Raw genomic sequence first — 19,505 nt, forward strand, 5'->3', positions numbered from 1 at the left:
GGTCAGCCATACACCGTATGGCAGACGCTACCATACGGCGTATGGCAGTGAGCGCGCGGAGGGGTGCCCCTCTGACTCCGGAAGAGATCTACGCCGCGGCGTGGCGGCTGATAGACGCGGGCGGCGTTGAGGGCCTGTCCATGCGCAAGCTCGCCGCCGAGCTGGACGTCAACCCCATGTCGGTCTACCACCACGTCGAGAACAAGAAGGCCCTGATCCACGAGCTCTGCCTCAGGACCGCCGGCCAGCTCGCGACACCCCCCGACGACGGCTCGCCGTGGCAGGACCAGATGCGGGCGCTCGGCCACGCCTACCGGGACCTGGCCCATCGGCAGCCGTCGCTGTGGCAGTACGTGTTCAGCAACCCCGAGGTGATGAGCAGGCAGCAGGGCGGGCTGTGGGAGGTGCTCGACCGCCTCCTGCGCATGGCCGGACTCCCGGAGGAGGAACTGCCGCGGACGGCCGAGATCCTCACCTCGTTCGTCAGCGGCTTCATCTTCTCCGAGTCGACCGGCGGCGTCCGTCCCGACGCCTTCGACGACGCCGTCACCCTGCTGATCGGCGGCCTGGAAGCGTACCTGGACCGGTAACGTCGGATATATGGATCTACACGTGGGATGCGCGATGTGGAGTCATGCCCGCTGGGGGCTTCCGCAGGGCGGGCGGCTCGGCTCCTACGCCTCCCGGTGCAACGCGGTCGAAGGCAACACCACCTTCTACGCCACGCCGTCCCGCGCCACCGTCGAGACCTGGGCGGCGCAGACCCCTGCCGACTTCCGCTTCGTGGTCAAGCTACCCAAGACGATCACCCACGAAGGCCGCCTCGGAGACGTCGGCGACCAGGTCCGCGCCTTCCTGCACGCCATCGAGCCCCTCGGCCCCCGCGCCCACGCCCTGTGGGTGCAGCTGCCCGGCTCCTTCTCCCCGTCCGACCTGGGCGTGCTGGCCACGTTCCTGCGCCGCATGCCCGCCGCTCACAAATACGCCGTCGAGGTACGGCACCGCGCCTTCTTCGACCACGCCCCGTCCGCCGGGAACCTGGAGCGGCTGCTGGGTGGCCTGGACGCCGAATGGGTGCCGTTCGACACCGTCACGCTCTTCGATAGCCCGCCTGTCAGCGACGCCGAGCGGGACGCGTGGACCAAGAAACCCCGTGTTCCGCGCCGCTCGCACGCCCTCACCGGCCGCCCGATCGTCCGCTACCTCGGCCGCGACGACACCGCCAGGACCGTCGAAGGCTGGCGGTTCTGGGTGGAGACGGCCGCGGCCTGGCTGCGCGAAGGACGATCACCTACGGTCTTCATCCACACCCCCGACAACGCCGAGGCGCTGACCCTGGCCCGCCGCTTCCACGACGAGGTACGCGCCCAGCTCCCCGGCCTCGCCCCGCTGCCGGAGCCGGTGGCCGACGAGCCGCCGCTCACCCTGTTCTGACCGATCAGCCTTTTCTTGTCACGCGGAGCCGGGTGTGTCCGTGATGGCATCGCCGGGTGAAAGGCGCAGGAATCCGGACAAGCCGCTGACCGCCTGAGGAAGAGGCGCCCGGCCTGCCATCCTGGGCCGGTCATGGCGGAGTACGCGGCGGCGCTGGCAGCCTTCCAACGAGTGACGGCCCTGGCCATCGAACACCACGCCGCCCTGGACACCGCCGCCCGGCTGATGCACGCCCACGCCTGGGTCGGGGGCGGCGCCACGGCGTTCACGGCCGACCTCACCGGCCACCGCACCAGGCTCCAGTCCTCGCTGTCCGTCGCGATGCGCGCCCTGGGCGACCTGGTCGTACGGCAGGGCGGACCGAACCTCACCATCCCCGCCGTGACCACCTCACCGACCGGCGCGAGCGCCCCGGCAGGCGCGTTCCGTGGAATCGACCCGCACGCGATGACCACGCTGGTATCGGCCCTCGACCACGCGGGCCACACCCTCGCGACGGCCGGGGCCCGCCTGGGATCCGAGCTGACCGGCCACGGCCTGTCCGCCCAGCCGGGCCACGCCCTCGGCCAGGTGGCCGGCTGGTCTGTGGAAAGCGGCCGGGACCTGCGGCGGCGCCTGTCCCGTATCCAGCGATCCGTCCCCTGGGGCACGCTTCCCGCCGGGCTGGCGGCGTACGACCTGTTCGGCGACCATGCCCCCGGCTCCGGCCGCGTGCGCCGGCTCCTGAACCAGGTCGCCGCGGGAGATGCCGGGGCGGTCGGCGCGCTGCTGGCCGTACAGGAAGGGGGACAGGACGCAAGCCTGGCCGCCCGCGTGAACGCCTGGTGGCACGCCCTGCCAGAAGACCCGCGACCGACCACCCTCCCCGGATTCGGCAACCTCAACGGCCTGCCCGCGGCCGTCCGCGACCAGGCCAACCGCCACTGGCTGAGCGCGGAAAAGGCCCGCCTCACCACACAGCTGGAGAAGGCGGCCGTCGACCACCCCGAAGACCTGGGCGCCTGGGAGAAGATCGCCAACCAGCTCCGCCGCGTGCGACTCATCGAGCAGGAACTCCGGCCCCGCCCCGGTTACCCGGGTCCACTGCTGCTCGCCTTCGACCTCACCGGCAACGGCAGACTGATCATCTCCTGGGGCGACCCCGACACCGCCGACATCACCGTCACCAACGTCTCCGGCCTCACCTCCGGACTGGACGCCGCCCACGGAGACCTGGAACGCGCCCGAGCCCTCTGGCGCCAGGCAGCGGTAACCGGAGGCGGAACATCCACAGCCTCCATCACCTGGCTGGGCTACGACGCACCCCAGATCGACCCCGGACTGTTCGACCCCGGCAAATCCGTACTCTTCGCAGCCGCCGCCGCGAAGGGCGCCGCCGCCCTGGCCTCCTTCACCGACGGCCTGCGCGCCTCCCACCACCCATCCAGTACGGCCCGCGCCGTCGTCATCGGCCACAGCTACGGCTCCCTGACCAGCGGCCAAGCCGCCACCCTCCGCCCAGGCCGCCTGGCCGACGACCTCATCCTGGTCGGCAGCCCCGGCGTCGGCGTCAACCACGCCAGCGAACTGGGCCTCGACCCCAACCACGTCTGGGTAGGCGAGGCCGGCGGCGACCCGGTAACCGCATTGGGCAGCTTCGGGGCGGACCCAGGAGACGCGTCCTTCGGCGCCCGCCGCTTCCCCGTCGGCCGCAACGTTTGGACCTCGGCCCACAGCAGCTACTGGGACCGTGACTCCGTCTCGGTGCGAAACATGGGCCGCCTCATCAACGGGCAGTACGACGAACTCGATCAGCCCGAGCCCCTCAGCAAAAGCCCGCAGCTCCTGATGCCCGAATTGGCGCCGGAGCAGAACAGGTGATCACCTTGCTGCGAATCCTCGCTCTTCTACCGGCCCTCCTCCTCGCAGGATGCACAATGAGTTCACCCACCATCACTCAGGCTCAGGCAACAATGCGCGTCGAGAAGCTCATTCGTGATACCGCCGCCGCCCTCACGCCCACGCCTCGTCTCGAACTCATCGCCCACGGCACTGGCCCGGCTGCGTGCACGCATGAGAATGAATCTCCGGGCAGGATCAGTATCAACCGTGCCTACTGGCTACGAGATATCCCCAAAGCAGCGAACCTGGAAATCGCGCGCCAGGTTCGCGCCCACTGGGAGGCTCAAGGGCATCGCATCGTGTCGACCGGCGGTCTGGACGTCGGTCATCCCAGCATCGGTGGCGAATCGCGGCCCGACGGCTTCATTCTCGCCCTCACCTGGGTGACGGGAGACAACCTCTTTCTGGCGTCCACCTCCACTTGCGTCTGGCCCGACGGAACACCGGAGCGTCCCGTGCGGTAACGGAACAGCGGTGGCTGAGAATGATCACCAGTGGTTCTGCCTGTCGTTCTCTCCCCGACCGGGTGCGGTTGACGGGGCCGCCGGCCTCTTCGGTCGCCGCGGGGGAGGGTCCCGTACCTTGGTGCTGGACGGGCTGGGCACACGAAGGAAGACGTCATGAAGCGCATCGGGATCATCGGCGTGGGCGAGATCGGCCGGGCCATCGTGGTAGGGCTGTGTGAGGGAGCCGGAGAGCCGCCCGAGGTGTTTCTTTCCCCGCGGGGAGCGCGCACGGCCGCGGAGCTGTCCTCGTCCTACGACAGTGTGCGGGTGTGCGCGGACAACCAGGCCGTGCTGGACAGCTCCGAGCTGGTCATCATCGCCGTACGCCCCTACGACCGGCAGGAGGCGCTGGCCGGCCTGCGGGTGGACGCGGGCAAGATCGTGGTCAGCGTGATGGCCGGTGTCGGCATCGACGATCTGCGCCGGATGCTCGACACCGACGTCCCCGTGGTGCGGGCCATTCCGCTGCCGCCCGTGCGCGAACGCGACTCGGTCACCGTGACGTGTCCTTCGCACCCGGAGGTGGACGCGCTCTTCGAGCGGCTGGGCGGGGCGCTCCCGGTCGGGGACGAGGCGGCCTTCAACGTCTTCTCCGCGCTGACCGGGACGCTGACCACCCACTACTCCTACCTCGCCACGCTCACGTCGTGGGCCGCCGGCCACGGCGTGCCGGACGGGGTCGCGGACCGCTACGTTCGCAGCCTCTTCCAGGGCGTCGGACGCAGCCTGAGCGACGAGGCACGCTCCCTGAGCCGGCTCGCGGCCGATCACGAGACCCCGAACGGGAGCAACGAACGCGTCCGTACCACCTGGTTCACCGAAGCCAACTCCGCGGCCCTCGGCAAGGTCCTCGACGATCTGCTCGCCCGTCTCCAATAGCCTAGTCGTGGGCGATGTGCAGGAGCTGGCGCCACAGCAGCACCACGAAGACCGCGGAGCCGGCGAAGGCGAACCAGAACGGCGCCGCCACCCCGAAGCCGGTGGCCAGGATGCCGCCGATCAGGGAACCGACCACCAGGCCGCCGAAGACGCAGATGGTGTTGACGGCGCCCACCCGGCCCTGCAGCTCACGCGGGACCGCCCGCTGGCGGATGGTGACCGAGGTGGTGCCCCAGATGAAGGCGTGCGCGCCGAAGACCAGGAAGATGCCCCCGGCCACCCACGGCGAATGGGTCAGCGCCAGCCCCAGGTGGGTGAGGGTCTCGATGATGAGCCCGATCCGCATCAGCGCGCCGAGGCTGACCCTGCGGGTGATGGTGCCGTACAGCGCGGTGCCGATGAGACCGCCGATCCCGCTGATGGTGCTCATCAGGCCGAAGCCGATGTCACCGAGGCCGAGCTGGTCCTGGGCATAGAGCACGAGCACCGACCAGGCGGCGCCGAACGTGAAGTTGAAGATCAGGATGGTGAGCGCCAGCGTGCGTACCGCGGCGTGCTTGATGGTCCATCTGAACCCGGCGACGAGCTCGCGTATCGTGTCGGGCTTGGGGTCGCCGGCCTGGCGGCCGTGGGGCGGCAGGCTGATCCGGCTGACCAGCAGGACTCCCGCCAGCACCAGCAGCAGCTGACTGGCGAACGGCCAGGTGTAGCCCACGGCGAACAGCGCGGCGCCGATCGGCGGCCCGGCGAGCTGGTTGAGGGTGATGAATCCGGTGCCCAGGCGGGCGTTGGCGACCACGAGATCGTCCCGGTCGACCATCGTCGGGGTCAGCGTGGCCGTCGCGTTGTCGGCGAACACCTCGGCGACGGCCCTGAGCGTCAACATGATCAGCGCCGTCACCACCGTCACCGTGCCGGTGGCCAGGAGGACGACGAGCACGGCGAGCACCACCGCGCGGGCCAGGTTCGCGATCATCACGATCCGGCGCCGGTCATGCCGGTCCGACAGCACCCCGGCGTAGAGGCTGAAGAGCAGTTGCGGGGCCCAGCCCACCAGCGCCGACAGTGAGATCATCAGCGGATCGCGGGTCAACGTCGCGATCAGCAACGGCCCGGCGGCGGCCGCGAGCCCGTCGCCGAGGTTCGTCAGCCAGCTCGACGCGAGCAACCATCGGAACCCTGTCCCCAGCCGGGCCGGCAGGACCCGTTCCACCACTCTGATCACGAGCGCAAAACCATACTTATCATTGCTTACCTGCGGCAATGTGTTTTCCGGTGTCAGCCGGCCTGTCCCCATTCGAGGACGACCTGGAACTGCGCCTCCGAGGAGGTTTTCGCGATGGCCACGTCGGCCTCGCCGGAGATCTTGATACCGAAGGTGAGCTCCAGCCGGTCCGGCGGGTTCTCGATGTCGCGCAGCTTGCGCGCGATGCTCTCCACGGCCGGGGTCACGCTGGTGATCGCCGCCTGCAGCGTGCCGCCGGCCTGGCGGAGGGCACGGCCGGCGCGACCCGCCCGCTGGATCTCCTCGGCTTCGGCGGACTCGACCTCGACGACCAGCCTGCCGCCGCCGTCCAGCGGTATCTCCACGTAGGTCACGAAGGGAGCGTACGGCAAGCCAAGCCGTTTGGGCTTAGCGTGGTTCGCATGCGGACGAGCGCCCCGAGCGTGGCCGGTGTGCTGAGCCGGGATGGGCGGCCGGTGGGGGCCGCCTTCCCCGTGACCGGCGAGCATCTGATCACCGCGGCCCACGTGGTGAGCCTCGCCGCCGGCCTCGAGTTCGAGCTCGATCCCCCGCCGGAGGGCCGCGTCCCGGTGGCCTTCCTGACCGGTGGCGCCCGGCTCGACGCCGAGATCATGCTCTGGGACGGGGAACGCGATGTCGCCGTCCTCCGCCTCGGCCGGAACGTGGACGTGGCGCCCGCGCCGCTCGTCGACCACGCCTCCTTCGGCGAGCGGGTCGCCATGCTCGGCTTTCCCGCCGGCAAGGAGCAGGGGGTGTGGAGCGTGGGTGTGCTCCGCGGCTCCCAGTCGCAAGGCTGGCTCCAGGTCGACGTCGAGGAGGGTAGCCGGTTCCCCATAGAAGGCGGGTTCTCCGGCACTCCCGCCTGGCACCTCGATCGCGGCGACGTCGTCGGCATGGTGGTCGCGGCCTGGACGGGCGGCCCGCGCAGCGGCTACCTCATCCCCACCGCCAAACTGCTGGAGGCGTGGCCGGGGTTACGCGACGCCGTACGGCCGCTCTCGCCCTTCCGCGGGCTGCTGCCGTTCGGCCCCGAGCACACCGCCAGCTTCTACGGCCGCTCGGACGAGGTCGGCCGGATCTCCCGGCTCGTCGCGGAACGGCCGGTCGTGACGGTCACCGGGCCGTCCGGCGTCGGCAAGTCCTCGATCATCCAGGCGGGCGTGATCCCGCGCCTCCACGGCCTGGCGGTCGCCCTGTTCCGGCCGGGACAGGGACGGAGCCCCCTGCACGCGCTCGCCCTCGCGCTGAGCCGGGGAGATCCGGCCGGCCGTCTCACCCGGGCCGACGAGCTCGCCGGGCACCTGGAACACGGCGCCATGCCGGAGCTGGTCAGCGCGGTTCTCGACCAGCGCGGCGCATCCCGGCTCATCCTGGTCGTGGACCAGCTGGAGGAGGTGCTCTCCGCACCGGCGGAGCAGCGTACCGCCTTCGCTCGGGCCCTGCTCCACGCCGAGCGGCCGAACTCCGCGCTCGGGGTGCTGGCCGCGCTACGGACCGACTACCTGACCCCGATCCTGCGCGACGCGGAGCTCGCACCGCTCGCGGCGGGGGAGCGCACCGTCAACGTGGGCGAGCTCTCCACCCGCGGCCTGCGTGACGCGGTGCTCGAACCGATCACGCGGATCCCGCTGGTGGACTATGAGCGGGGTCTCGCCGTCCGGCTCCTGGACGACCTCGGGGTGGGGCCGGGACGGCTCCCGCTGCTGCAGTTCACCCTGGCCCAGCTCTGGGAACGCCAGTCGGGCGGGAAGCTGACGCACCAGGCCTACGAAGAGATCGGCGGAGTGCGCGAAGGCCTGAACCGCTTCGCCGAGCAGGTCTGGGGGGAGCTGACCGCGGGCGAGCGGCGCGACGCCGAGCGCCTGCTCATCCAGCTGACCCGCCCGGACCCGGAGGGCCAGGAGATCACCCGGCGGAGCGCGCCGCGCGAGCAACTCGACGCGGCGCAGTGGGCGGTGGCGCAACGCCTCGCCGTCTCCCGCCTGGTCGTCGTGGAGGAGGGACGCCGCGCCGACCTCGTCCATGAGGCGCTGGTCACGCGCTGGACCCGGCTGCGGGAACTCGCCGGACAAGCCCGTGAGTTCCGGCTCTGGCAGGAATCACTGCGCCGGCGGATCGTGCTCTGGCGGCAGCACGACCGCCTGCCCGCCAGGTTGCTCGCCGGCGCGGACCTCGGCGACGCGCTGCGCCGCCTCAGGGAGCGGCCCGACGATCTGAGCGAGGAGGAGCGGGAGTTCATCGGGCTCGGCGTACGGCGGCGCCGATCCGTCAGACGGCGGCGTGTGGCCGGTCTGGCCGTGGTGGTGGCGGCCGGGCTCGCCGTCTGGATCCCGCTCAGCGGCGCGGTCTCCGCCAACGCCGCGCAGACTCTGCTCGAACGGGCCGAGCAACGAGCCGCCACCGACCCCTACGGCGCCGCCCAGCTCGCCATCCGTGCCCACAGGACACGAGACACATCGGACACCCGCAAGAAGATCCACGAGCTGTACGGCGACGCCCTGCCGCTGGCCCGGATCATCCCCGACACCTCGGTCGGCCTCGTCTCCTTCAAAGGGGAGGCCCGCCCAGGCGGCAGCTTGTCCGGAAAAATCAGTACAGACGGCCGGGCGCTGCTCACCCGCTCCCCGGACGGCAGAGTCGTCCTGTGGCGGCTCGGCAACGGCACCGCGTACCCGGTGACGCTGCCCGGCGAGGGCGCCGGCAGCGCGAACCACATCGCGCTCAGCGCCGACGGCCGCTACGCCGCCGCCACCTACACCGCCAGAATCGAGGTCACTCCGTACAGCCGGGTGCCCGACGGCAGATGCGTGATCAAGGTGCCTGACTCGCCCACCGCGCACGAAGCCTTCACCGTGGTGCGTACCTGCCTGGTCGTCACCGACCTCGCCCGCATGGCCACCGCCTTCGCCCTTGTCCTGCCCGACGACGTCGTACCGGGAGGGCTCTCCATCGATCCGGAGGGACGGAGCGTCGGGCTCGTCACGACCGTGGCGGGAAAGACCAGCCTGAAGCGCTGGGACCTGCCCGGCGGCAAGGCGCTGCCAGCGGTGCCGCTGCGGGTGGGTCCCACCGACTCGATCTCGTTCTTCCGGCTCGTCCCGGGCGGGGCCGTACTCGGACATCTGGTCTTTTCCGCCGGCGCGAAGGCGGGAAAGCAGAACGCGACCGGCCACCGGCTGCTTCGCCTGGCCGTCGACGGCGCCACCACCGTGCTGCACGAGAGCCTGGCGAGCTCCATCGTCACGATGAGCGCGGACGGACGCCGGGTGGCGGCGTTCGAGGAGCGTGAGAAGCAGCCGGCCTTCCTCGTCTGGGACACCGGGACAGGCGGGCAGATCACCCGGCTGGACGACATGAGCCTCTCGGAGTTGGTCGGCTCGCCCGCCTTCGACGCCACCGGATCCACCCTCCACGACACCTGGCTCGACTTCCCGGTCGCCCAGCCGAGCAGCCTGTCGCTGGAGGACATGCAGGCCTTCGCCGCCCAGCTGAGCGACGCGCAGCGGGTCACCCGCTGGTCGATTCCCGGCGGGCGGCGTGCAGGACAGCTCCGCCTGCCCATGGCATGGCGGACCTTGCTCCCGGTGGGCGATGGGTTCGCCCTGGTCGCCGCGGACCAGATCGGGCTACTGCTGCCCGCGGGCGGGCAGAGCGCCACCGACCGGCTCGCCACGATGGCGGCGCGGGGCGCCCAGGTCGCCTCTCCCGGCGTCGAGGCGGAGCTGGCTCACCTGTGCAGGGTGTACGGAGAGCTGAACGCCGAGTCCGACGAGGTCAAGAAGCTGGTGCCGGACGGCGCCCACACCGACCCGCTCTGCCCCTGAACATGTGGTCGAGTGCGTACCGGGCCCGGCGTGGGTAAGGTCCTGATCCGCACGGCCATCTTGATCTCCTCACCCCGGGAGCACGATGACAGGTCCGCAGCGCAAGCCGTTCCCCGTGGAAGAGCTTTTGCGTGCCGTACGTCTGGAGGTCGCCGCCGAGCTGCGTGGCGACGGCGACGGGGAGAAGCTGTCCCTGTCGGCCGGACGCAGGACCGGAAAGCAGGGAGAGCGACACGAGTATCTGTTCTCCTGCAAGGCGTGGAAGGACAGATTCGCCGGGGAGCGGCAGCTGATCCGCCTGTCCAGCTCTCGCGGTGCCTGGGAGCCCGCCGAGGTCCAGCGTATGCCGGATGGCAGGGTCAGGGTTCGAACCGTGGCCGACCTCGGCGGACAGCCGGGCAACGCGCGGCTACGCGAGGACGAGACGGCCGGATGGGAAGCCGTCGTCGAGAGGCTTGAGTCGGCCGCCGGGAGCAACTCCCCGGTCAACCTGACCGCCACGGGCTGGCTGACCGGCCAGGGGCGCCCGCGTATCGACCGCTGCGCGACCCCCGAGCGCTTCATCCGCAAGTACCGGGAGCGCTCGCTCAACGACCAGCAGCGGCGCGCGGTCGAGCAGGCACTCGGCAGCGACCTGACCTTCATCTGGGGCCCGCCGGGCACCGGAAAGACCGACGTGGTCGGCTGCATCGCCGAAGGCTGCTACCGGCAGGGGTTGCGGGTGCTGTTCGTCGCGCCGACGAAGGTGGCCGTCGATCAGGCGCTGGAACGGATCTGCACCTTGCTGTCGGACGAGGACGGCTTCGACGCGGGGCTCGTGCAACGTGCCGGAGAGATCGAGCTGGCCTCGCTGGCAGCCGGGTTCGGCGACAAGATCGACCCGACCCGGATCACGCAGCGGCTGTCCACCGCGCTCACCACGCGGATCACCGATATCCGTGAGCGCCTGGAGGCGGCGGGCCGGGATCTCGCCGTACACGCTGACGCGGCGGAAGCCGAGACGCGGCTCGCGAACCTCCGCGCCCAGCGTGACGAGGCCGATCGCCACGTCGGCTCCCTTCAGCGGCAGATCCGGCAACGTGACGCCGCGATCGGCGACATCGACCGCGAGATCCGCGACCTCGGCACGCCCTCCGGTCTTTTCGCCAAGCGGAAGCAGGACAAGCTTGACAACCTGGGCCGGATGCGATCGGCGGGCCGGCACGAGCTGACCGCCCTCGACCAGCAACTTCGCACCGCTCATGACGCCCGGCAACACTACGCGGCCGAGGCGGCCAGGACCGAGACCGAACTGCTCGCCCTGCGAACCCGCCTGCGCGCGATCCCGCCCCCCGGCCCGCTCCAACGCGTCGTCGACCAGTGGCGGCAGCAGCTGTCGCAGCTCCAGGCAGAGCTCCGGAAGATCGCTGACGTGGTCCGCGCGAACTGCCGGATCATGGGCACCACCGTGGCCAAGGCGGTGCAGTCACGCAAACTCATGGACGCGATCGACGTCGTCATCATCGACGAGGCCGGGATGGTCAACACGCCCTCGGCATGGTGCGCGGCCGGGCTCGCCACCCGTCGGCTCATTCTCGCCGGCGACTTCCGGCAACTGCCCGCGGTCACCAGGGCTTCGTCGGACCGCGACACCTCACCAGGCGATCAGGAGCATGCCCGGCTGTGGATGGACCGCGATCCGTTCAGCCTGGCCGGGCTCGTCGACATCTCCGGTACGGCCCAGCGCGCCGATCCCCGCATGGTCTGCCTGGACAGGCAGTACCGGATGCGCCAGGCGATCTGCGAGATCGTGAACACCGTGGCCTATCCGGACGCACCGCTGCGCACAGGCCGGGGAGATCGCGGACGCCTTCCCGGCTCCCCGCTCCTGGGCGGGCCGCTCATCCTCGTCGACACCACCACACGCCGCCTGCCCAACCCCGAGTACCGCGCCGGCGCGCACACCACCAACTCCGTGCACGAGGCGGTCATCCACGAACTCATCCGCGGCCTGCAGTACGACCGGATCCTGCCTGCCCGCAAATGGACGGACCTGCCCGCCGACGAGCAGCCCACGAGCCGGGTGGCCGTGATCGCCCCGTACAAGGCGCAGGTGAAAGCGCTCCAAGCCAGCCTGACCTACCGCTTCGGCCAGCAGTACGACGGGCTCGTCGACACCGTCCACCGTTTCCAGGGCAGCCAGCGCCCGCTTGTGATCATCGACACCGTCGCCGGCGGGGGAAGCAAGGCCGGCTTCTTCTACGAGGGACTCGGCCTCTCCTCCTCCACCTGCCGCCTGCTCAACGTCGCCCTCAGCCGGGCGCAGGACCACCTCATCGTGGTGGCCGACACGGGGTTCCTCCACGCCAAACTCAACCCGGCCGGCGAAGCCGCCCGCATGCTCGATCACCTGGAACGGCACGCCCAACGGCTGTCGGTGGACGATCTCGTGCCGTTCCGCAGCGCGGCCGACCTGGCGGGGCTACCCGAGGAAGAACTGGCCCGGCCCGCGTTCTTCCCCGCCGACGAGGTGCCGCGTGCCGTCGCCTGGGATATCGCCCGCGCCCGGCGATCCATCGAGATCTATTGCGCCTTCCTCGACCCGGCCCCCGTCCGGACCTGGCTGCGTCACCTCATCCCCCGCGTACAGGCCGGTGTCGACGTCACCGTCCATACCCGCGACCAATCCCAGGATTCACGCCGGGAAGACCTCGTCGGCGAACTTCGCGCCGCCGGATGCCAGGTGACCCTGCGCGAGCGCATGCACGAGAAGGTACTCATCCTCGACGAGACCGTGCTGTGGCACGGCTCGCTCAACCTCCTGGCGAACATCGGCCCCACCGACCTGATGATGCGGATCACCGACCCGACCTGCTGCCAACGAGTCCGGAGCATCGTCGACCGCGCCCGCATGGAGCGTCCGGCCCGTCCCTGGCCACCAAGGACGCCTCCTCCGAGGAGCCCCGATGACGGCCACGTCGCCCCGGGCGTCGTGGCCGACGGCCGCCTCTATCTCGATGTGTCCCGCCAGGAGAAGGACGAACTCAAGCAACTGGCCAGAGACGCCGGGATGCGCGCCAAGTGGGACCCGGCCCGCCAGTTGTGGCACGTCGACGCCACCATCCCTCGCCACCTGGTGCAACGATGGCTCCCACCAGCGTGAACGCGGCGGCGTCATTGGACGATCCGCTCACCCTTCCTTGACTGGGACGTGCCGGCGACCTTCGCGTGCCTCGGGCCACCGGGTCACTGACGTCGGCTGGCCGGGTCGACCTCCGCGAAGGTGAGGAGGTCCACCATCCGGAAGTCACCGGGGGTACGGCTCGGCAGGAACGGGCGCCAGTTGGGGGCGTTGCGGTGATAGCCCTGCGAATCCAGTTGGAGCAGTCCGATGAAGACCTCGGCGATCAACCTGGCGCCGACTCCGGCCAGCGATCGGCCGTTCGTGAGCGTCTCGGCCTCCTTGAGCACGTAGTACCACAGGGGTGCGTGGTTCTCGATCCCGATCCCGAAGACCCCGAGTTCGCCGGTGCTGATGGGGGAGATGCCCATCGTCTGGGCGAGCCGCTGGCCGGACGGCAGCGACCAGGTGAGGTGGCGTAACAGGTTGCGCGTGGCCAGTGAGGTCGGCGGATCGCCGCTGGTGATGGTCTGCAGCGGCAGGTTGAACAGTGGCGTGGAGAGCTTCGTGTCGGTTCTCTTGTTGGCTTTGACCTCGCCGTCGCCGAAGTCGAAGAAGGTCTGCCACCCGATGAAGCGGCGCCGGGCCCGGGTGCCGCCGCGCAGGTCGACCGGGTCGGCCTGGCCCTCGGCGACCGGGTCGAAGATGAACCCGAAGAACGGCTGGTCGCCGGCGTCACCCTTCATGTTCGCCCGGTAGGAGGGACGGATCATGCTGTGGCCCATCCGGTAGGCGATCTGGAACTCCACCGGGATGAAGGCCTCCGACGGACGGTAGAACTGGCGGCCGTTCCGCAGGATGTGGTTGATCAGTGCTTGCCCGGCGATCTGGGGCAGGAACTCGTGCAGGATGATCCAGTGGTAGTGCCACAGGACGTTGAGCCGGGCGGTGCCGAAGGTGTTGGGCAAACCCTGCGACCGGACGCGGTCGACCACTCTGTTGTGGAACTTCATGAAGGCGACGTGCAGCCCGGCGATCATCAGGTTCTCGTCGTTGCGTTCGTCGGCGATGATGGCGGATCCGTTGCTGCGACGAGGCAGGTCCTCGAACGCGCCGCCGTTCTCGATCCGGAACTTGGCCCGGTCGTTCGAGGAGTAGAGGTGCGGGCTGGTGTCGGGGCCGCCGCCGTACACCGAGTCGAGGTCGAACTGCGGGGTACGGGTGTTGGGCGAATCCTCCGGACGCTTGGGCACGCCCAGCGGGGAGAGCCGGTCGAAGGTCATGTCGTGGTCGAGGAACTGGCCCAGGAACGTGGTGCCTGCCGTCTGGGTGGGATTGTCCAGGTTGTTGGGGCTGAGTTCCGGCTCGGTGATCAGGCGTATCGGGCCGAACTGTAACGGATCCTTGGCGTCCATGAACCCGCCCGGCTTGCCCATCTCCATGAGGCCGGCCCGCACGGTGTCGTTGGCGGGCGCGAACGCCGGAAGCTGGAAGATACGCCCGAAGCTGTTGGCCAGTACGCCGCTGGACTCGGCTCTGGCCGAGGCGGCCATCGCGGCGTCCAGGTCAACGGTGACGGCGGCTATAGCCGTCGCGCCCACGCCGCCTAAGAATGCTCGTCGGCTGACTTCGTCTGGTGTATCGCTGGTGTTTGCCCTCAGGGGACTCATGAGGCGCCTCCTTTGCCGCGCAGTCTGCGGCTATGGAGATCAGCTCACAACGCCCCCAGGGGGTTTCCGAGGCGCGGGAGGCGTTCTGTGATTTTTTATGCGCATTTAAAATAGTATAGTTACTTAGACGAAAGTGTATGTTTCGCCTGTGGCAGAGCCGGGTGCATCATGGTGCGCGTGCTCGCCGGTGGGCGCGGGCTCGCGGGCTGGGCGCTCGTCTGTCCAGGGCGTCGCACGGGGTATGCCCCGATGCAGACCATGGCCTGGCATCGGGGCACTGGGTGGATCAACGCTGATCGGTGAAGTACACCGAGCGGAGTTTGAGACGGTCCGTGGCCGGCCTCCCGTGCGGGCGCAACGTCCAGAAGTCGCCGGCGCAGCCCGGCTCGGTGAAGACGATGGCCCAGGCGCCGGTGTCGTTGTGCGGGGCGAACGCGGGCGCGGAGGCATCCGGGTCGGCGACCTCCGGCAGGGTGATGCAGGCGAGACTGTCCGGGTCGTGGAGGACGGCCGCCTGCGGTGACCCGTCGAGGCCCACGTACTTGTAGAAGAAGTCGCCGGTGGCGGCGCTTGCGGAGGTCGGCGTGGCGAGTACAAGAGCGAGCGCGCCGAGGGCGGCACCGGCGGAGCGACAAAGTCGCATTAGACCCCATTTCGGGTGGTCCGGGGGTCGAGGGGGCACGGGAACAGCAGTTGGCGCTACCGGCCGGCAACCAGGCAGAACGAAGGTCTGCTCCGGCACGGCGGCGCGGGTTGGCGTTTCCCCGTGGTTCCGCCCCAAGGCACATCGGCCGGACCAGCGTGGGCACCAACCTCCGTCCCCGGGTTCCTCAACCCCGTGGCAGGCGGTTGTTTCTCGCACCAGCATGTCCTTGACCTCGTGCCGAGCAGGTGCCGCAACAGTCCGAACAGGACTGGTCTTGTCGGGGAGATGTGAAACCGTTTGCCGGTCCGCCGCGTGCGGGCCGAGGTCCATCTCGCGCCCATGGGCTCCTGCGAGCGCCATCAAGTGGCCCGCGAACAGGCGAATCCTGGACCAGGGCGCCCGCAAGGCCTTCGTGCTGACGTAGGGGGTCGCACCGGGAGACGGTCCTGGAAGCGCGCCGAAGGGCGACCCGCGAGTGACGCCCTCCCAAAACCGAGAAACCTCAGCTCAGCGTGCTGAACTGGGGTTTCGGTCGGGTGCGCCGCCAGGGACTCGAACCCCGGACCCGCTGATTAAGAGTCAGCTGCTCTAACCAACTGAGCTAGCGGCGCTTGCAGAGAGGAATATACCGGTCCTCCCCACCAAGCGCGAATCGATACCGGACGGCCTCAGCTATTAGAATAAAGTTCGGCCTACCCGCCTCGACAGGAGCGCCATGTTCGACTCGCCCGCCGATGTGTCCGGGCGGCTCGCCGCCGCCAGCTACCTCTCCGACGACTCCATAGCCACCTCCGTCTACCTGGCCGCCGCCCTCGGCAAGCCGCTGCTGGCCGAAGGACCGGCGGGGGTGGGGAAGACCCAGCTGGCCAAAGCCGTGGCGGAGGCGACCGGGGCGACGTTGATCAGGTTGCAGTGCTACGAGGGGCTGGACGAGGCTCGGGCGCTCTACGAGTGGAACTACAAGAAGCAGCTGCTCAGGATTCAGGCGACCAGCACCGATGAGGACATCTTCGGCGAGGAGTTCCTGCTGGAGCGGCCGTTGCTCAAGGCGGTGCGGGCCAGTGAGCCCACGGTGCTGCTCATCGATGAGATGGACAAGGCGGATGTCGAGGTCGAGGGCCTGCTGCTGGAGCTGTTGTCGGATTTTCAGGTGACGATTCCGGAGCTGGGGACGATCGCGGCCGTGCGCCGGCCGTACGTGGTGCTGACCTCGAACGCGACGCGTGAGCTGTCCGAGGCGCTCAAGCGGCGGTGTCTCTATCTGCACATCGCCTATCCGACCCCGGAGCGGGAGCGGGACATCGTGCTCAGCCAGGTTCCGTCCATCCGGGCGGATCTGGCTGAGCAGCTGGCGCGGACCGTGGCCACGCTCAGGGCGTTGGAGCTGAAGAAGGCGCCGTCGGTGGCGGAGACGGTGGACTGGGCGCGGACGCTGCTGGCGCTCGGGCGGGACGAGCTGGATGAGGAGACGGTCGCCGCCACGCTCGGGGTGGTGCTCAAGCACAACTCCGACCATGTGCGGGCGGTCAAGGAGCTCGGGCTCTGATGTCGCTGGTCGACAGGCATGTCGGGTTCGTGCACGCGTTGCGCGAGGCGGGGGTGCCGGTGTCGCTGGCCGAGGGGCTGGACGCCGCGCGGGCGCTGCGGGTGATCGATCTGTCGCAGCGGGAGGCGCTGCGGGCCGCATACGCGACCACGCTGATCAAGAAGCCGGGGTATCGGGCCGGGTTCGACGTGCTGTTCGACCTGTGGTTTCCGCCGGTGATCAGCGGACTGCACGTCCCGGCGGATCAGGACAGCGATCCTCGTGAACGGCTGGCCGAACTGCTGACCGACTCCGGCGACGCGGAGATGGCGGAGTTCGCCCGCGCCATGGTCGAGCGGTTCGGACGCCAGTCCGCGGGACCGGGGCGGCAGAACTGGTTCAGCTACAGCGTCCTGCGTGCCCTGTCGCCGGAGACGCTCATGGCGCGCATCCTGCGGGAGGTCCTGGCCGGTCAGGAACGCGGCGGGCTCGCCGAGAAGACGGCCCGGCAGCGGGTGAACGCCAATATCGCGCGATTTCAGGACGCGGTGGCGGCGGACGTACGGCGGCGCATCGCCGAGGACTCCGGCGTCGAGCGCATCGCCCGCTCCACCGTGAAGCCGCCGCTAGACCAGATCGACTTCCTGCGCGTCACCAAGGCGGACCTGGCCCGGCTGCGCAGAGAGGTGTATCCGCTGGCCCGCAGGCTGGCGGCGCGCCTCACGATCAAGCAGCGGCGCGGTCGCCGGGGGCGCCTGGACTTCAGGCGGACCGTCCGGGCCTCGCTGCAGAGCGGCGGGGTGCCGCTGACGACGGTGTTCAAGCCGCCCCGGCCGCACCGCCCCGAGCTGGTGGTGCTGTGCGACGCCAGCGATTCGGTGGCGTCGTTCGCACACTTCACGCTGTTGCTCACCTACGCCCTGAGGGAGCAGTTCACGAAGGTACGCGCGTTCGGCTTCGTGGACCGGGTGGATGAGATCACCAGGTTCTTCGTTCCCGGCGCGGACGTGGTCGAGGCGATGACCACGCTGGCCAACGAGTCCGACATGATCCGGTTCGGGCGTACCAACTATGGCCACGCCTTCGAGGGCTTCGCGGAGAGGTACGGCGACGCCGTAGGGTCCAAGACGTCCTTGCTCATCCTCGGTGACGCCCGCAGCAACTACCAGCCTCCGGCCCTGGACACGCTGAAGGCGCTGACCGCCAAGGCCCGCCACGCGTACTGGCTCAACCCCGAGCCCACGGCCCAATGGGACACCGGCGACTCCATCGCATCTTCCTACGCCACGGTGATCCCCATGCATGAATGTCGAAATGTCCAACAACTGACAGCATTCATCGAGACCCTCGCATAATTCGAGACATGGGCCCAGGGCTGGGTTACGTTCCCGTCAGACACCCAGTCCCGTCGAGGGGGCACCATGAGCTACACCCTGCTCAAAGGCGAGTTCGTCATCCGCTACCCCGATCTTCCCCGGCAGGGGCCGGAACCGGACGGTGACACGGTCAAGTTCAAGCCTGACGCCCCCGCGCTGGTCGAGGGCCTGCCCCGCCCCACGGGAACGCCCCCGAAGATCAACGGCCGCGGCATCTCCACCCGCCTGGAGGCGATCGACGCCCTGGAGACGCACTTCGGCGACACCCACCAGGAGCTGCGGGGAGCCAACGCCGCCCGCGACGAACTGCTGCGCCTGCTCGGCTTCACCAACGTGGTCTACTTCCCCGACCTGCCGAACAAGGTCCAGTCGGCCGACCAGGACACGATCCGCGGCCACGTGCTGTCGAACGGCATCGACGGCAACGGCCGCCTGATCGCCTTCGCCTTCACCGGCGAACATCCGGGCGCGGACGGCTCGGCGGTGTTCCTGGACGAGGCCGGCGTGGACCGTTCCGTCAACGCCGCCCTGCTCAAGAACGGCCTGGCCTACCCGGCCTTCTACGCCACCCTGCCCGCGAGCCTGCGCGAGCACCTGGCCACGGCCTCGCGTGCCGCCCGCGACGGCAACGCGGGCATCTGGCCCCGATCCACCGGCGATCCGGACGGCACCGCCAAGATCGCCGATCTCCACGCCCTGCAGCAGGCGGTGATCTGGCCCAAGCTGTTCCGCCGGCTCGTCCCCTATCTGGCCTCGGGCCGCACGACGTTCGACGGCTTCGACGCGTGGCTGCGCGAGGACCCGGTCAACCGCGACGACCAGCTTTTCCTGCTGCAGAAGGGCGAATACGGCAACATGCACGACGTCGTACGCGCCACGGGGAACGAGATCCAGCTCACCGCCTGGCCCGAGGACTTCATCATCAGCCCCGACCCGGCCCCGCCCGGCGCGCCCGTCCACCCGAGGCCCGCGGCGATCGGCGACGTCCTCATCGTGGCCGCGCTCCCCGACCCGGTGGGCCCCGACGGGGGCCGCGAGCGCGTCACGCTGATCAATACGACGCCGAGCCCGGTCAACCTGCAGGACTGGGCGCTGCTCGACGCCGCGGGCGGCCGCCACGCCCTGTCCGGCACGCTCGGCGGCGGCGACGTCCACCAGGTGACGCTGAGCGGCGCGCTCCAGCTCGGCAACGCGGGCGACGCGCTGATCCTCACCGACGGCGCGGGCGCGCTGATCGACCAGGTCTCCTACAAACCCGAGACGGTGCTGGCCGGTCGTACGATCTGCTTCGGGCGCTAACCCCCCATACGTTACGGCCCAGCCGCCCCACCCCCACCCGCCGACGCGGGCGGGGGCCGATCGTGGGGGTCGCTTCTCACGTCGGACACACGCACCGCCGCAACGGCCACCCTTCACCG

14 protein-coding genes and 1 tRNA gene are annotated in these 19,505 nt (G+C 69.8%); 10 read left to right on the plus strand and 5 right to left on the minus strand.

Annotated elements, in window-relative coordinates; genetic code table 11:
* Positions 1 to 41 precede the first annotated feature (41 nt).
* The 5 genes from ACIBKY_RS34995 (at position 42) to ACIBKY_RS35015 (ending at position 4,700) form a co-directional block, all read left to right on the plus strand.
* Complete coding sequence (locus ACIBKY_RS34995; RefSeq protein WP_397103519.1) at positions 42 to 590, plus strand: TetR/AcrR family transcriptional regulator; 549 nt, start codon at positions 42 to 44, stop codon at positions 588 to 590.
* Between the two features lie 10 nt (positions 591 to 600).
* Positions 601 to 1,434, plus strand: a complete 834-nt coding sequence (locus ACIBKY_RS35000; RefSeq protein ID WP_397103521.1) for a DUF72 domain-containing protein — start codon at positions 601 to 603, stop codon at positions 1,432 to 1,434.
* Positions 1,435 to 1,566: 132 nt separating this feature from the next.
* Positions 1,567 to 3,294 (plus strand): alpha/beta hydrolase, encoded by a 1,728-nt coding sequence (locus ACIBKY_RS35005; RefSeq protein ID WP_397103522.1) that lies wholly within the window; start codon positions 1,567 to 1,569, stop codon positions 3,292 to 3,294.
* On the plus strand, positions 3,291 to 3,779 hold the full coding sequence (locus ACIBKY_RS35010) for a hypothetical protein (RefSeq protein WP_397103523.1): 489 nt from the start codon (positions 3,291 to 3,293) through the stop codon (positions 3,777 to 3,779). Before ACIBKY_RS35005 ends, ACIBKY_RS35010 begins: the two co-directional genes overlap by 4 nt.
* Before the next feature lie 156 nt (positions 3,780 to 3,935).
* Complete coding sequence (locus ACIBKY_RS35015; protein ID WP_397103524.1) at positions 3,936 to 4,700, plus strand: NAD(P)-binding domain-containing protein; 765 nt, start codon at positions 3,936 to 3,938, stop codon at positions 4,698 to 4,700.
* A gap of 1 nt (position 4,701) precedes the next feature.
* On the opposite strand, the gene ACIBKY_RS35020 is transcribed toward ACIBKY_RS35015, so the two are convergent.
* Positions 4,702 to 5,925 carry an MFS transporter gene (locus ACIBKY_RS35020; protein ID WP_397103525.1) on the minus strand — a complete coding sequence of 408 codons (1,224 nt, stop codon included), beginning with the start codon at positions 5,923 to 5,925 and terminating at the stop codon, positions 4,702 to 4,704.
* 53 nt (positions 5,926 to 5,978) lie between these two features.
* Positions 5,979 to 6,299 (minus strand): CU044_2847 family protein, encoded by a 321-nt coding sequence (locus tag ACIBKY_RS35025; RefSeq protein WP_397103526.1) that lies wholly within the window; start codon positions 6,297 to 6,299, stop codon positions 5,979 to 5,981.
* A 48-nt stretch (positions 6,300 to 6,347) separates the two neighbouring features.
* On the opposite strand from ACIBKY_RS35025, the gene ACIBKY_RS35030 reads away from it, so the two are divergent.
* On the plus strand, positions 6,348 to 9,770 hold the full coding sequence (locus ACIBKY_RS35030; RefSeq protein ID WP_397103527.1) for a trypsin-like peptidase domain-containing protein: 3,423 nt from the start codon (positions 6,348 to 6,350) through the stop codon (positions 9,768 to 9,770).
* Between the two features lie 85 nt (positions 9,771 to 9,855).
* Complete coding sequence (locus ACIBKY_RS35035; RefSeq protein ID WP_397103528.1) at positions 9,856 to 12,912, plus strand: AAA domain-containing protein; 3,057 nt, start codon at positions 9,856 to 9,858, stop codon at positions 12,910 to 12,912.
* 83 nt (positions 12,913 to 12,995) lie between these two features.
* Here ACIBKY_RS35035 and ACIBKY_RS35040 read toward each other — a convergent pair whose 3' ends face one another.
* From ACIBKY_RS35040 to ACIBKY_RS35050, 3 genes are all read right to left on the minus strand, one after another.
* Positions 12,996 to 14,471, minus strand: a complete 1,476-nt coding sequence (locus ACIBKY_RS35040) for a peroxidase family protein (protein WP_397103529.1) — start codon at positions 14,469 to 14,471, stop codon at positions 12,996 to 12,998.
* 355 nt (positions 14,472 to 14,826) lie between these two features.
* Positions 14,827 to 15,183, minus strand: a complete 357-nt coding sequence (locus tag ACIBKY_RS35045) for a hypothetical protein (protein ID WP_397103530.1) — start codon at positions 15,181 to 15,183, stop codon at positions 14,827 to 14,829.
* 540 nt (positions 15,184 to 15,723) lie between these two features.
* Positions 15,724 to 15,797 (minus strand) — tRNA-Lys (locus ACIBKY_RS35050).
* Positions 15,798 to 15,901: 104 nt separating this feature from the next.
* On the opposite strand from ACIBKY_RS35050, the gene ACIBKY_RS35055 reads away from it, so the two are divergent.
* The 3 genes from ACIBKY_RS35055 (at position 15,902) to ACIBKY_RS35065 (ending at position 19,386) form a co-directional block, all read left to right on the plus strand.
* Positions 15,902 to 16,732, plus strand: a complete 831-nt coding sequence (locus ACIBKY_RS35055) for an AAA family ATPase (protein ID WP_397103531.1) — start codon at positions 15,902 to 15,904, stop codon at positions 16,730 to 16,732.
* On the plus strand, positions 16,732 to 18,066 hold the full coding sequence (locus tag ACIBKY_RS35060; protein ID WP_397103532.1) for a VWA domain-containing protein: 1,335 nt from the start codon (positions 16,732 to 16,734) through the stop codon (positions 18,064 to 18,066). Before ACIBKY_RS35055 ends, ACIBKY_RS35060 begins: the two co-directional genes overlap by 1 nt.
* 66 nt (positions 18,067 to 18,132) lie before the next feature.
* Positions 18,133 to 19,386 (plus strand): lamin tail domain-containing protein, encoded by a 1,254-nt coding sequence (locus ACIBKY_RS35065; protein WP_397103533.1) that lies wholly within the window; start codon positions 18,133 to 18,135, stop codon positions 19,384 to 19,386.
* The last annotated feature ends 119 nt before the right edge of the window (positions 19,387 to 19,505 follow it).

The organism is Nonomuraea sp. NPDC050394 (assembly GCF_044459065.1).
GTDB lineage: Bacteria > Actinomycetota > Actinomycetes > Streptosporangiales > Streptosporangiaceae > Nonomuraea.